The 12,672-nt window shown below is 75.3% G+C and carries 12 protein-coding genes; 7 read left to right on the top strand and 5 right to left on the bottom strand.

All coding sequences use genetic code 11. The annotated features are described in order from the left end of the window. Nucleotides 1-162 precede the first annotated feature (162 nt). Both SACTE_RS25665 and SACTE_RS25660 read left to right on the top strand, forming a co-directional pair. A complete protein-coding gene (locus SACTE_RS25665; protein ID WP_014048930.1) occupies nucleotides 163-498 on the top strand; it encodes a hypothetical protein in 336 nt (111 codons plus the stop codon). Beyond that, nucleotides 495-719 carry a hypothetical protein gene (locus SACTE_RS25660; protein WP_014048929.1) on the top strand — a complete coding sequence of 75 codons (225 nt, stop codon included), beginning with the start codon at nucleotides 495-497 and terminating at the stop codon, nucleotides 717-719. The genes SACTE_RS25665 and SACTE_RS25660 overlap by 4 nt, the downstream gene beginning before the upstream one ends. A 5-nt stretch (nucleotides 720-724) precedes the next feature. Here SACTE_RS25660 and SACTE_RS25655 read toward each other — a convergent pair whose 3' ends face one another. Next, nucleotides 725-1,597 (bottom strand): SGNH/GDSL hydrolase family protein, encoded by an 873-nt coding sequence (locus tag SACTE_RS25655; protein ID WP_014048928.1) that lies wholly within the window; start codon nucleotides 1,595-1,597, stop codon nucleotides 725-727. A 386-nt stretch (nucleotides 1,598-1,983) separates the two neighbouring features. Here SACTE_RS25655 and SACTE_RS25650 point away from each other — a divergent pair, with 386 nt between their 5' ends. Continuing rightward, entirely contained in the window at nucleotides 1,984-3,516 is a 1,533-nt protein-coding gene (locus SACTE_RS25650) for a glycoside hydrolase family 43 protein (RefSeq protein ID WP_014048927.1), read from the top strand. Nucleotides 3,517-3,572: 56 nt separating this feature from the next. Here SACTE_RS25650 and SACTE_RS25645 read toward each other — a convergent pair whose 3' ends face one another. Further along, complete coding sequence (locus SACTE_RS25645; protein ID WP_014048926.1) at nucleotides 3,573-4,091, bottom strand: GNAT family N-acetyltransferase; 519 nt, start codon at nucleotides 4,089-4,091, stop codon at nucleotides 3,573-3,575. 362 nt (nucleotides 4,092-4,453) lie between these two features. Between SACTE_RS25645 and SACTE_RS25640 the strand changes: the two genes are divergently transcribed. From SACTE_RS25640 to SACTE_RS25625, 4 genes are read left to right on the top strand one after another with little or no spacing between them, the layout of a single operon-like run. Continuing rightward, the gene (locus tag SACTE_RS25640; protein WP_014048925.1) at nucleotides 4,454-5,605 is read left to right on the top strand and encodes a polyprenyl synthetase family protein; all 1,152 of its coding nucleotides are present in this window, start codon (nucleotides 4,454-4,456) and stop codon (nucleotides 5,603-5,605) included. Then, entirely contained in the window at nucleotides 5,602-7,134 is a 1,533-nt protein-coding gene (gene crtI, locus SACTE_RS25635; protein ID WP_014048924.1) for a phytoene desaturase family protein, read from the top strand. Before SACTE_RS25640 ends, crtI begins: the two co-directional genes overlap by 4 nt. Next, nucleotides 7,131-8,120 carry a phytoene/squalene synthase family protein gene (locus tag SACTE_RS25630; RefSeq protein WP_014048923.1) on the top strand — a complete coding sequence of 330 codons (990 nt, stop codon included), beginning with the start codon at nucleotides 7,131-7,133 and terminating at the stop codon, nucleotides 8,118-8,120. Before crtI ends, SACTE_RS25630 begins: the two co-directional genes overlap by 4 nt. After that, nucleotides 8,117-9,121: a DUF5914 domain-containing protein gene (locus tag SACTE_RS25625; protein ID WP_014048922.1), complete on the top strand. Its 1,005-nt coding sequence runs from the start codon at nucleotides 8,117-8,119 to the stop codon at nucleotides 9,119-9,121. The genes SACTE_RS25630 and SACTE_RS25625 overlap by 4 nt, the downstream gene beginning before the upstream one ends. A 24-nt stretch (nucleotides 9,122-9,145) precedes the next feature. Here SACTE_RS25625 and SACTE_RS25620 read toward each other — a convergent pair whose 3' ends face one another. The 3 genes from SACTE_RS25620 to SACTE_RS25610 are packed head-to-tail and all read right to left on the bottom strand — an operon-like array spanning nucleotide 9,146 to nucleotide 12,656. Beyond that, complete coding sequence (locus SACTE_RS25620) at nucleotides 9,146-10,702, bottom strand: FAD-dependent oxidoreductase (protein WP_014048921.1); 1,557 nt, start codon at nucleotides 10,700-10,702, stop codon at nucleotides 9,146-9,148. After that, entirely contained in the window at nucleotides 10,699-11,412 is a 714-nt protein-coding gene (locus SACTE_RS25615) for a class I SAM-dependent methyltransferase (RefSeq protein ID WP_014048920.1), read from the bottom strand. The genes SACTE_RS25620 and SACTE_RS25615 overlap by 4 nt, the downstream gene beginning before the upstream one ends. Further along, nucleotides 11,409-12,656 carry a lycopene cyclase family protein gene (locus tag SACTE_RS25610; RefSeq protein WP_014048919.1) on the bottom strand — a complete coding sequence of 416 codons (1,248 nt, stop codon included), beginning with the start codon at nucleotides 12,654-12,656 and terminating at the stop codon, nucleotides 11,409-11,411. The genes SACTE_RS25615 and SACTE_RS25610 overlap by 4 nt, the downstream gene beginning before the upstream one ends. Nucleotides 12,657-12,672: the final 16 nt, after the last annotated feature.

The raw sequence follows: 12,672 nt of genomic DNA, 5'->3' as shown, positions 1-12,672 counted from the left end.
TGTGGAAGTTGACCGGAACACCGGGGAAGCACGTCCCGCCCTCGGTGTGTCGCGGGGGCGGCCTGGGCCATTCTCGTCACAGCCCCTCACGCACCGTAATCCAGGTCGCGTGCCCGGCCCGGCGAAATCCGGGAAAGAGCATCCGAAGGAGAGAGCGCGCCCATGACCACACCGTCGCACCCCGTCCTTACTCCCGCCCCCACCCCCACCGGCGCCGGGACGCCGTCGCCCGGTCGGGCCGCCACCGCACCGGGCGGCGTCCGGGACCGCGTCCCGGAGGCCCTGGAAGCGCGGGATGCCCTCGCGGCCGCCCTGACCGCCGCCGGTATCCAGTTGCCGGCGATGGACGTCCGTACGCCGTGGCAGGACGGTGGCCCGGAAGCGGCGGAGGACGAAGACGGACGGCCGCCCCGTTACGCCCTCGTCCACCTCGGCGTCTGCTCCGCCCCCGTCGCCCTGGAGCTGGCGGACGTGATCAGGAAGGGGGCGGCCCGGTGACGGACGGGGACTCCCCCGCCGTGGGAGCCGCCGTCGTCGACGGCGGGAGCGGACGGGTGGGCATCGTGACGGGGCGTCAGGGCCCCCTCGTCCGGCTCCGTCCGCTCGGCGGGGGCCGTGAGTGGGACGCGAACCCGGCCCGCGTGCGGCCCGCCGGCCGGGACGAGCTGCTGAGCGCTCAGCTCGCCGAGGTGAACGCACGGAGCCGGAAGCCGCTGTGACCGGCTCAGCCGATCCCGAGGACGCTCATGGTGTGTTCGGCCATGCGCCGCTCCCCCAGCGCGTTGGGGTGGACGGGCACGATGTTGGTACCGAACACGAGCGGCTCGATCCACCGGGCGCCGGAGGCCTTGCACGCGTCGTGCCCCTCGGACACCTGCGAGAAGTCCACGTAGGTGACCCCGGTCTCGGCCGCGGCGCGCGCGACGGCGGCGTTCAGGTGGGTCTGGATGCCGCGCAGGTACGGCACGTCGCCGGAGGCCACCGGAAGTTTCAGGAAGCAGGACGGGTCGGCGGTGGCCGGGGTGATCCACGGGTACCCCAGCGCCGCCACACGCGCGCTCGGCGCCTTCGCGCGGACGCTCCGCAGAGCGGCCACCAGCGCGGGATAGGTGTTCGCCTCGATCTGGTCGTCGAAGTGGGTGCCGTTCTTGTCCTTGCAGGGGCTGCCCTTGCCGCCGCTGAGGAGCCCTGCGGAGGCGCACGCCGTGAGGGCGTTGATGAAGGTGCCGTTGTCGTTGCCGCCGATGGTCAGCGTCACCAGGTCGGTGTCGGCGTTCACGGCGTCCACCTGAGGGGCGGTTCCCGGGTACTGGGACTGGGTGAAGTGCTTGGTCTCGGCCGCCCCGCAGGTCACGTCCTTGAGGTGGGCGCCCGTGCGGGAGGCGATGACGTGGGGGTAGTTGGCCGTGGAGCGCAGACAGAGCAGATTGGTCGGATCCACGGGCAGCACGCCCGATCCCGCGCTGTAGCTGTCGCCGAGGGCGACGTAGTCGAGCGGTGCGGCGGTCTGCGCGGCGGCCTGGCTGACGCCGAGCGCCAGCGCGCCGGCCGCAGCGAGTGTCGCGGTCATGACATGACGGAGGGCTCTCTTCGGCATGTGCACTCGATTCATCGGTGGGGGAGTGCGGGTGGGCATGCCGCACGGCCGTCCGGCTCCGGACGCGAGGGTTACCGCGCGGTTCTACCGCTAGGTAATGTGCAGCCGCCCGGACGGCGCGTCAACGCCGCGGACAGAACTTCTCCGAACCTCCCCGGACCACCGTCCGCCGCCGGGTGGAGAACGAGACCGGACGGGAGCCGGACCGGAGCGCCTCACCGCTCGCACGAGGCCACCGGATCCCCACCGATGACCCGTTGACAGCGATTCGCCGCGATGCCACGGTCGAAGCGCTTCGACGCCCTCGCCTCCACCCTCGTACGCACGCTCGTACCCGGGCACCGCGCCGGAGCCCCCGCCCCCTCCCCCGACCGGTCTGGACGGACATGACGCCGACGTTTTTCGACAACCCCGTGATACCCGGATTCAGCCCGGACCCGAGCATCTGCCGGGCCGGTGACGACTTCTACCTGGCGACGTCGAGCTTCGAGTACGTGCCCGGGGTGCCGGTGTGGCACAGCCGCGACCTGGTGCACTGGCGGCTGATCGGCCATGCCCTGGACCGGGCCTCGCAGTTGGACCTGCCGGAGTCCACCGGCGCCTCGGGCGGGGTGTACGCGCCGACGCTCCGGTACCACGACGGCCGGTTCTGGATGATCACGACCGTCGTCGGTGGGGCGGGCACGGTCCTGGTGACCGCGCGGGATCCCACGGGCCCGTGGTCGGACCCGGTGCCGGTCGACATACCGGGGATCGACCCCGACCTGGCCTGGGACGAGGACGGGACCTGCTGGTGCGTGTACTCGGACGGCGGCATCCACGGTGCGCGTATCGATCCGGGGACGGGCGCACGGCTGGGCGAGCCGGTGGCGATGTGGTCGGGCAGCGGGTTGCAGTACCCGGAGGGGCCGCACCTGTACCGGATCGACGGCTGGTGGTACCTCCTGCTGTCGGAGGGCGGTACGGAACGCGGGCACGCGATGTCGCTGGCCCGGTCCCGCACGCTGCCGGGGCCGTTCACGCCCCATCCCGCCAACCCGGTGCTGTCCCACCGCAGTACCGGCCATCCGGTGCAGAACACCGGCCACGGGGACCTGGTCCAGGCGCGGGACGGCACCTGGTGGATGGTGCTGCTGGGCACCCGCCCCCGGGGCGACACCCCGAAGTTCCACGGCCTCGGCCGGGAGACCTTCCTCGTGCCGGTGCGGTGGGAGGACGGCTGGCCGCTGCCCGGACCGGTGGAACTCCGCGCCCACGCACCGGCGTTGCCGCCGCACCCCTGGCCCCCGGAGCCGGACCGGGACGACTTCGACTCCCCCGTACCGGCGCCGTGCTGGGTGACGGCCCGCAGGCTCGACCCGGCCGCCGTGCGCCTGGGTGAACGGCCTGGCCATCTGGTGCTGCACGCCCGCGCCGCCGGTCTCGACACGCCGGGCGCGGTCTTCGTGGGGCGGCGCCAGCGCGACCCCGACTGCACCGCCCGCACGCGGGTCACCGTGGACGCGGACGGCCGGGGCGGACTCGCGGTACGGCTGGACGAGGCGCACCACTACGAGGTGGAGACGGGCGGGGGCACGGTCCGCGCCGTCGCCCGGATCGGCCCGCTGAGCCACAGCGTCGCCGAACACCGGGTGCCGCCGGGCCCCATGACGCTGCGGATCGACATCACCACCACCGTGGACCTGCCACCGACGGTCACCGGGCGGGACGCGCCCGTCCCGCCCGGCCTGCGCGTCGGCGGTCCGGACACCCTGCGCCTGGGATACGAGACGGCCGACGGCGGCTTCACGGTCCTCGCCGAGCTCGACGGCCGCTACCTCACCACCGAGGTCGCGGGGGGCTTCACCGGCCGGGTCATCGGCATGTACGCCACCCGGGGCAGTGCGGCCTTCGACTGGTTCGAGCTGCGCCGCTCCTGACGGCCCCTCAGAGCTGGGGCCGATGGGGGCCGGCCTGCGTGCCGGCCCCCACGGGGTCACCGCTCCTGGTGACCGCCGGGCGGCGGGAACCTGAAGCGCGCCTGGTCCGCCCCGGTGGAGCACCGCTGGAAGCCGGCCTTCTCCAGTACGCGGACGGAGGCCGGGTTGGAGAGCTCTACGGCAGCGACGACGGTGCGGACCCCGGGCGCGGTCAGCGCGAAGTCCGCCAGCGCCCGGGCGGCTTCCGAGGCGTAGCCCCGGCCGCGGCGGGACGCGACGATGCCGTACCCGAGCTCGACGGTTCCCTCACCGGGCGGCCAGAACAGGCCGACCGAGCCGACCACGAGGCCGCTCTCACGCTCGACGACCAGCCGGTGGCCGTACGCGCCGAGCCAGGCGGGGTTCTGCCCGAAGAGGCCGGCGACGACCCGGTCGCCTTCGGCGGGGAAGTCGTGCGCCCAGTGCGCCTGCCCGGCGTCACCGAGGACCGCGTCCGCGTCGGCCGTACTCCAGCAGCGGAGGTCGAGGCGGTCGGTGGTCAGCGGGGGATGTGTGGATGACGAAGTCGGTGTCACGTGTTCATTCCTGGTCGTGGGACGACCGGGCCGCGCTCAGTGGTGCGCGGACCGGAGGAGGGCATGGAGACGACGGCCTGCGGCAGCCATATGCATCAACCTCCCCGTCCGGTGAACACGCGCGTCGCGCGCCGACGCGACGGTAGCGGGACCCCCGCGCGGGGGCAAGACGTTTTCCGGCGGCACGACGCCGCGCCACCGGCCGACGACCGGGGATGGCCCCTCCCCGTTCGGCCCCGGGCCGTCGGAGTGAACCCCGCTCCGACCGTGGCGTGCGCCGGGCAGGCATAGGCGCATCCGTGGTCCCGTCGGCCGGAAGCACCGGTGGCCGCGGAAGCGGAACGGAGTGAAAGGGGTTCTCCATGCTCGGTCCACGGGCGACGCGGTCAGAGACCGTCGGCCCGCCCGGCGCCGTCGGGGCCCCGTCCACGGTCGGCGACGCCACCGCGGCCGTGGACGCGTTCCTGGCGTCGTACCTGGACGACCGGCTCCAGGAGGCTCGGCAGATGGACGCCGTGTTCGCCGAAGAGGTGGCGGGCCGGGTCGCCGCGTTCGTCCTGCGCGGCGGCAAGCGGCTGCGGACCGCGTTCGTGTGGTGCGGGTGGCTGGCGGCCGGCCGCGGGGGCGACCCGGGGACGCCGGTGCGGATCGGAGCGGCCCTCGAACTGCTCCAGGCCTGCGCGCTGGTGCACGACGACGTCATGGACGGGTCCCCGGTGCGCCGGGGCGCTCCCGCCGTGCACGCGGACTTCGCCCGGGCGCACCGTGAGGCCGGGCTGCGGGGCTCCGCCGCGTCCTACTCGGCCACCGCCGCGGTGCTCGCCGGGGACCTGGCGCTGGCCTGGGCCGACGACCTGCTCACCGAGACCGCGCTGGCCGCGCCGCACGGGGACCGGCTGCACCGGGAGTGGCGGGCGATGCGGAGCGAGATGGTGGCCGGCCAGTACCTGGATCTGCGCGCGCAGGCGACCGGTTCCTCGGACGGGGACGAGGCCCGGACCATCGCGACGCTCAAGAGCGCGCTGTACACGGTGGAGCGGCCGCTCGCCCTGGGCGCCGTGTCGGCCGCGGCGGACGCCCGCGCGACGGCCGCGCTGAGATCGGCCGGGCGGTGCGCCGGTCTCGCCTTCCAGCTCCGCGACGACCTGCTGGGCGCGTTCGGGGACCCGGCGCTGACGGGGAAACCGGCGGGCGAGGACCTGAGCGGGCGCAAGCTCACCTACCTCCTCGCGGTGGCGGTCCGGCGTGCGACCGAGACGGGCGACATGGAGGGCCTGGCCGTGCTCGGCCCCGACCAGGCCGATCACACCGAGGAGGGCGTCGACCGGATGCGCGCCGCCCTGGAGGCCACGGGCGCACGCGCGGTGGTGGAGGACGAGATCGCCGCCCTCGCGGCGTCGAGCGTGCGGCACTTCGCGGCCGGCGCGGCGGACGCCTCGGCCCGGCGGGAGTTCGCCTCGTTGGTGGAGCGGGCGGTGGGCACCGCGCCCGCCCCGGACCGGGAGGGCGCATGAGGAGGGTGCCGGGTCCGACGGACCACGTGGTGGTGGTCGGCGCGGGGCTGTCCGGTCTCGCCGCCGCCCTGCACCTGCTCGGCGCGGGACGCCGGGTGACCGTCGTCGAACGGGACGCGGGCCCCGGGGGCCGGGCGGGCCGGCTGGAGCTGGGCGGCTACCGGGTGGACACCGGGCCCACCGTGCTGACCATGCCGCACCTGGCCGACGAGGCGTTCGCGGCCGTGGGTGACAGCCTGCACCGGCGCGTCGAGCTGGTACCGCTGCACCCGGCCTACCGGGCCAGGTTCGCGGACGGGAGCGGGCTGGACGTCCACACGGACGGCGAGGCCATGGAGGCCGAGGTACGACGGTTCGCCGGGGGCCGGGAGGCCGAGGGGTACCGCAGGCTGCGCCACTGGCTGGAGCGGCTGTACCGGGCGCAGATGCACCGCTTCATCGACACCAACTTCGACTCCCCCTTCCAGCTGCTGCACCCGGACCTGGCACGGCTGGCCGCCCTGGGCGGTTTCGGCCGGCTCGACCCGCAGATCGGCAGGTTCCTCTCGGATCCGCGGCTGCGCCGGGTCTTCTCCTTCCAGGCGCTGTACGCGGGGGTGGCCCCCGCCCGGGCCCTCGCCGCGTACGCCGTCATCGCCTACATGGACACGGTCGCGGGCGTCTGGTTCCCCAAGGGCGGTATGCACGCGCTGCCCCGGGCCATGGCGGACGCGGCGGCCGACGCGGGGGCGCGGCTGTGCTGGTCGGCGGAGGTGAACCGGCTGGAACACGCGGCGGGGCGGGTGCGGGCCGTCCGGCTGGTCTCGGGCGAGCGGATCGCCTGTGACGCGGTGGTGCTGACGCCCGACCTGCCCGTCGTCCACCGTCTGCTGGGGCGTGCGCCGCGGCGTCCGGTCGGGCTGCGCCACTCTCCGTCGGCCGTGGTCCTGCACGCGGGCACCGACCGCACCTGGCCCCAGCTGGCGCACCACACGATCTCCTTCGGCGGCGCCTGGGAGCGCACCTTCGACGAACTCACCCGCACCGGGCGGCTGATGAGCGACCCGTCCCTGCTGATCACCCGGCCGACGACGCACGATCCCTCGCTCGCTCCCGAGGGCAGGCACCTGCACTACGTCCTGGCCCCGTGCCCCAACACGACGGCCGGCCCGTCCGCCGAAGCCTGGCACGGCCTGGGGCCGCGCTACCGGGACAGCCTGCTGGCCGAGCTGGAGCGGCGGGGGCTCGACGGATTCGGCGCGTCGCTCGACCGGGAGCTGCTGGTGACCCCGGTGGACTGGACGGCCCAGGGTCATGCGGCGGGCACCCCCTTCTCGCTGTCGCACACATTCACGCAGACCGGCCCCTTCCGTCCCCGCAACCTCGTGCGTGACTACGACAACGTCGTACTCGCCGGGTGCGGGACGACCCCCGGGGTCGGGGTGCCGACGGTGCTCGTCAGCGGCAAGCTCGCCGCCGCGCGCATCACGGGCCGTCCTCGGGCGAGGCCGGCCCGCATCCCGCTCACGTCGTCGAAGGGCAGCCGATGAACCGTCGTGAACTGGACGCGGCCCGGATCACCGAGCCCGCCCTGCGGGCCGCCTACGACCGGTGCCGCCGGCTCAACGCCCGGCACGGCCGCACCTACTTCCTGGCGACCCGGCTGCTGCCGGTGGAGCGCCGCTGCGCGGTGCACGCCCTGTACGGCTTCGCCCGGTGGGCGGACGACATCGTGGACGACCTCGACCGCACCCGGCCCCCCGCGGAACGCGACCGGCTGCTGCGCCTGCTGGAGGACGACCTGGCGCTCGGGCTGCGTACGGGAGGCGGCGACGAGCCGGTGGTGCGGGCGGTGGCGGACACCGCCGGGCGCTACGCCATCGACCACGGGTTGTTCGCGGACTTCATGGCGTCGATGCGGAGTGATCTCAGCGTCACGGACTATCCGACGTACGCGCATCTGCGGGCCTACATGCACGGGTCGGCGGCGGTGATCGGACTGCAGATGCTGCCGGTGCTCGGAACGGTCGTGGACCGCCGGGAGGCGGCCCCGCACGCGGCCGCCCTCGGGGTGGCCTTCCAGCTGACCAACTTCCTGCGGGACGTGGGTGAGGACCTGGACCGGGGGCGGGTGTACCTGCCGGCCGACCTGCTGGCCGCCCACGGGGTGGCGCGCCCGCTGCTGGAGTGGAGCCGTCGCACCGGGCGCCGTGACCGGCGGGTCCGGGCGGCTCTCGTCGAGGCGGAGGCGCTGACCCGGGCGGTGTACCGGGAGGCGGAGCCGGGCATCGCCATGCTGGAACCGCGGGTGCGGCCGTGCATCCGTACGGCGTTCACGCTGTACGGGGGCATCCTCGACGCGATCGCCGCCGACGACTACGCGGTGCTGCACCGGCGGGCCGTCGTGCCGCGCGGGCGCCGGGCGGTGACCGCGGCGGGCGGGCTCGCGCGGGTGCTGGGGGCGCGGATGCGCAACCGGCGGGCCGCCGCCCCGCCCCCGGGCACGGCAGCCCGGCCGGAGGGGACGAGGCGTTGACCGGACGGCACGGGAGGATCTGGACCTCGCCGCTGCGGGTGCGGCGCGCACCGGCATGGGAGCGGCAGGCCCCGACCTGGCGTGAGGCGCGGCCGGCCCTGATCGCAGGGGCGCTGCGGCGGGCGGCGGCCAGGCCGTCGGGCAACTGGTACGTGGTCGGGGCGTCGCGGGAGATCGCCGCCCGGGACCGTCCGTACGGCCGGAGCGTGGCGGGTGTCGAGGTCGTCCTGTGGCGGGCCGGGGACGGCTCGCTGCGCGCCGGACCCGGGGTGTGTCCGCATCTGGGGGCTCCGTTGCGGGACAGCCGGGTGGTGTGCGGGACGCTGCTGTGCCACTGGCACGGGCTGGCCCTGGACGGCGGGCCGCGCGCCGGGTGGGAACCGTATCCGGTGCACGACGACGGGGTGCTGGTGTGGGTGCGGCTGGACGCGGCCGGAGGCGAGCGGGCGCTGGAGCACCCGGTGGTGCCGGTGCGGCCGGAGGCCGGGAGCGCGGTGGAGGCGGTGTTCACGGCGGTCGGCCGGTGCGAGCCCGAGGACGTGGTCGCCAACCGGCTCGATCCCTGGCACGGGTCCTGGTTCCACCCGTACGCGTTCGTCGGGCTGAAGGTGGTCGGCACCCCCGGGGGCGAGGCGGACGACGGGTTCGCCGTCGAGGTGTCGTTCAAGGTCGCGGGCCGGCTGGTGGTGCCGGTGCGGGCCGTGTTCACCGCCCCGGAGCCCCGTACGGTCGTCATGCACATCACGGACGGGGAGGGCGCCGGTTCGGTGGTGGAGACCCATGCCACGCCGCTCACCGCTCCAGGTGCCGACGCGCCTCGGACGGCGGTGGTCGAGGCGGTCGTCGCGGCCTCGGACCGGCGGGGGTTCGCGCTGGCGCGCGCCGCCGCTCCGGTCCTGCGGCCCCTGATGCGCAGGACGGCGGGGCGGCTCTGGCGGGACGACCTCGCGTACGCCGAGCGGCGCTGGTCGCTGCGGAGCACCGGGCGCTTCCCAGGCTGACGCCTCGTCGGTGACCGTGCCGCGTCAGTACCGTCCGGCCCGGCGGGCGAGGGCTCCGAGGAGCCGGGAGCGGCCGGAGAGCGGAACGGTCCAGAGCGTCTGGCCGCGGATGCCCCAGTCGGCGAGCAGGGCGTTGGCGGCGAGGAAGCCGGAGGTCGCCGCGCGTTCCATGAGGGCGACGGGGAGGCCGGTGCGGACCAGGTCGCCCGCCAGTGCGACGCGCGGGTGCGGGGTGCGGACGGCGGGGCGCCGGTGGTAGCCGCCGACGGAGAAGACCGGGCAGTCGGCGCGCCATTCGTGGCGGGCGTCGACGATCCGGGCGTCGGCGGTCTCCGGGTAGACCTCGTGCAGCCGGTCGACGATGTGCCGCTGGACCTCCTTGGGTTCGGCGTCCGCGTCGACGGCGTAGGCGTGGAGTTCGACCACGCCGCCGCCCGTCCGCGCGGCCCAGCGGGCGGCCTCGCCCTCCCAGCGGTCCAGGACGCTGATGTTGTCCAGCCCGTCGTAACCGCTGGTGCCGAGGAAACCGGGGCGGTCCGCGCGTACGGGGCGGTCGAGCCAGAGCCGGGAGACCAGGAACGGCGGCGCGGTGCGCAGCGCGGCGACGTCCGCTCGCCAGGCAGCGTCCCCCAACTCCTCGGAGGCGCCCACGACGTGGCGGAGCCCGGTGGTGTCCAGGGCGAGGACGACGGCCTCGTGGCGGTCGGCCGCCCCGTCCCGCTCCACGGTCAGGGTGCCGTCCGTGGCGGGGCGGACGCGGTGGACCGGGGTGCCGGTGCGCACCTTGGCGCCGAGCCGTCGCAGGTAGCCGCCGAGCGGGTCCCACAGCGCCTCGGGGAAGGGCTCGCGCGGTACGTCGAAGAGGAGGCCCTCGGACGACCCGAGGAAGTAGATGTGGAACATCAGCAGCAGCTCGGCGGCGGACAGCTCCCGGGGGTCGGCGAAGAAGCTGCGGGAGAACACCTCGAAGGCCAGGTGGTGGGCGGCCTCGGGGAAGTTGATCCGGTGCAGGAAGTCCTCGGCGCTGACGTGGTCGAACCGCTCGTACACCTCGGGTACCCGGACGTCGAGCAGCGGCAGCGCGGCGCGGGGGTTCATCGCGGCGAGGTCGCGCAGGCCGAACGTCGGGCTCAGCGCGACGAATCCGAGGGCGCTGAACGGCGGGGTCCTCGGCACCCGGGCGAAGCTGTCGGTGAGGCCGCCGCGGTGCCGGAGCGGGTAGTCGGGCAGCGGGGTGAGGCAGCCGAGCGCGGGGTCGGTACGCCGCAACAGGCCGCGCAGGTTGTAGTACTGGCGGAAGAAGGCGTGGAAGCCGCGGCTCATGGTCGCCCCGGATCCGTCGGCGAGGCGGACGGGCCACCCGGCGAGGCGGCCGCCGAGGGCGTCCTCCCGTTCGTACAGGGTCACGCGGACGCCGCGCTCGGCGAGGGCGGTCGCGGCGGCGAGACCGGCGATGCCGCCGCCGATCACCGCGGTGGACGGCGCGTCGCCGGTGAAGCGTTCACGGCCCGGGGCCGGCGGCAGGACCTCCGCCCGGCGGTCGCGTCCGTGGCGGTCGGCGGCGGGCCGGGCGCGGGTCATGACGCCTCCGTCCGGGCCAGGAAGGTGTGGACGATGCCGGTCTGCCATCCGGCGACGGGCACGGTCCGGACGAACGGGAATCCGGCCCGTGCGATCCGCCGGGCGAAGACCGGTGCGGTGTCGAAGTCGAGGACACTGCGCCACAGATGGCGGTACAGCTCGCGGTCCCCGGTCAGCGTGCCCGCCGGGACGATCACCCCCCGGCACACCGCGTGCCACAGGGCCCGGTGCACCGGGGAGCCGCTGAGGCTGTACTCGTGGGCCAGCAGCCGGCCGCCCGGACGCAGCAGCGTGCGCACGGTCGTGAGGACCCGGCCCGGCTCGGTGACGTTGCGGAAGAGGTAGGCGGCGAAGACCGCGTCGTACACGCCGTCGTGACCGGCGCTCGCCAGCGCCTCCGCGGAACGGTGCAGGAACCGTACGTTCGACGGCCAGCGTTTCGCGCGGGCCCGCTCCAGCATGCCGGCCGAGGCGTCGGCGGCCGTGATCCGGGCGTGCGGGGCCGCGCGCAGCAGTGCCCGCGTCGACGCCCCCGTACCGCAGCCGAGGTCGAGCACCCGCAGGCCCCTGCCGCCGTCCGGGAGGCCGAGGCGGCGCGCCGAGCGGTGCAGGTCGGTGCGGTAGCCGGGGTTCAGCGCGGTGAGACGGTCGTAACTGTGCGACGCGTGGTCGAACGCGTGCGCGAGGTCGTGGTCGCGCAACAGGGTCATCGCGGGCTCTCCTCGGATCGGCCGGTGTCCCGGCGGGCGGTCTCACGGCGGTCGGTCTCACGGCGGGCGAGGAAGGGCAGTTCGGCCGCGGTGCGGAGCATCGGCCCCACGGGGGTGCGCAGGCCGATGCCGAACTCCTCCCAGGGCGTGCTCCCGCCGTCGAGGAAGCGCAGCAGCCGCTCCATGGGCACGCGGCGGAAGAGGTCGGTGAAGAAGCGGGGGCCGTCCACGCGCCCGGTGTCCAGTGCCCGCAGCAGGACGGCGTCCATCGCTAGCTGCCGCCGGCCGTGCGGCGGCGGCACGTCCGCGCGGCCGTGGCGCAGGGCCTCCGCGATGGCCCGGCTCTGGCGCTGTACGGCGGCGAAGGTGTAGCCGGTCGCCGGGCGGGTGGCACCGCCGGCGGCCCCGATACGGAAGACGGCGGGCCCGGTGCGCCCGGGGAAGCGCGCGTCGGTCATGGGGATGACCCCTTGTTCGGCGGACTCGACGGTGAGCGGGCCGAGGCGGAGCACGTCCGCCGTGTAGTGCCGCAGGGCCGCCTCGTAGGCGGGGGTGGTCAGCGGGGTCCGGGAGAACTCGGTGTACTCGACGAGCGCCCGGTCGGGGGCGAGGGGCAGGACGTAACCGAAGGCGAGTCCGTGGCGCGGCTGCGGTACCCGGAAGTCCATGAGGTCCGCGACGCCGGGGTCGAACCGGGGTGCGCCGGTACGCACGAACCAGCCGCGGAAGTGCTGGAGCAGCAGCGTGCGGTGGGGCGGAATGCCGTGCGCGGGGCGGGAGTCGAAGACGTGGCGGCCCCGCAGGGTGAGCGGCCGCCCGTCGGCGCCCGTGCAGCGCACCTCGGCGCCGTACGGCGTGTCCCGCACCTCGTGGGCGGTGGCGCGCAGGAGCCGGGCCGTGGGGCGGGCGGCCAGCCGGGAGTGCACCAGCTGTTCGAAGCGGCCCGACCGGACCATGCGGTAGCGCAGCGGGGCGGGCTCCGACTCGACGGCGGAGCCGTCCGGTCCCCGCACCCGCAGCCGCGTCCAGGAGCTGACGACGGCCTCCTCGAACTCCCCCGGGCCCGCCTCCCAGTAGCACCAGGTCCGCTCCGCGGGGCGCAGCGGGCCGTCCGGGGCCTCGACCACGGTCACGGGGATGTCCGGGTCCTTGCCGAGCCAGTGGGCCAGGCAGAGGCCGGCCGCGCCGCCGCCCACGACGACGACGCCGTCGGCCGCGTCCTGGGCGGCACCGGTGCGGCTCACCGGGGCGGCCGTGCCG

This window comes from Streptomyces sp. SirexAA-E (assembly GCF_000177195.2).
GTDB classification, from domain to species: Bacteria; Actinomycetota; Actinomycetes; order Streptomycetales; family Streptomycetaceae; genus Streptomyces; species Streptomyces flavovirens.
Note: the sequence above shows the minus strand (reverse complement) of the source record. Positions and strands in the feature narration are given on the sequence as shown.

Bases quoted from the DNA above. Each gene is read 5' to 3' on its own strand.
- SACTE_RS25665 (WP_014048930.1), top strand. From the start codon at position 163: ATGACCACACCGTCGCACCCCGTCCTTACTCCCGCCCCCACCCCCACC.
- SACTE_RS25655 (WP_014048928.1), bottom strand. From the start codon at position 1,597: ATGCCGAAGAGAGCCCTCCGTCATGTCATGACCGCGACACTCGCTGCG.
- SACTE_RS25650 (WP_014048927.1), top strand. From the start codon at position 1,984: ATGACGCCGACGTTTTTCGACAACCCCGTGATACCCGGATTCAGCCCG.
- SACTE_RS25640 (WP_014048925.1), top strand. From the start codon at position 4,454: ATGCTCGGTCCACGGGCGACGCGGTCAGAGACCGTCGGCCCGCCCGGC.
- crtI (WP_014048924.1), top strand. From the start codon at position 5,602: ATGAGGAGGGTGCCGGGTCCGACGGACCACGTGGTGGTGGTCGGCGCG.
- SACTE_RS25630 (WP_014048923.1), top strand. From the start codon at position 7,131: ATGAACCGTCGTGAACTGGACGCGGCCCGGATCACCGAGCCCGCCCTG.
- SACTE_RS25620 (WP_014048921.1), bottom strand. From the start codon at position 10,702: ATGACCCGCGCCCGGCCCGCCGCCGACCGCCACGGACGCGACCGCCGG.
- SACTE_RS25615 (WP_014048920.1), bottom strand. From the start codon at position 11,412: ATGACCCTGTTGCGCGACCACGACCTCGCGCACGCGTTCGACCACGCG.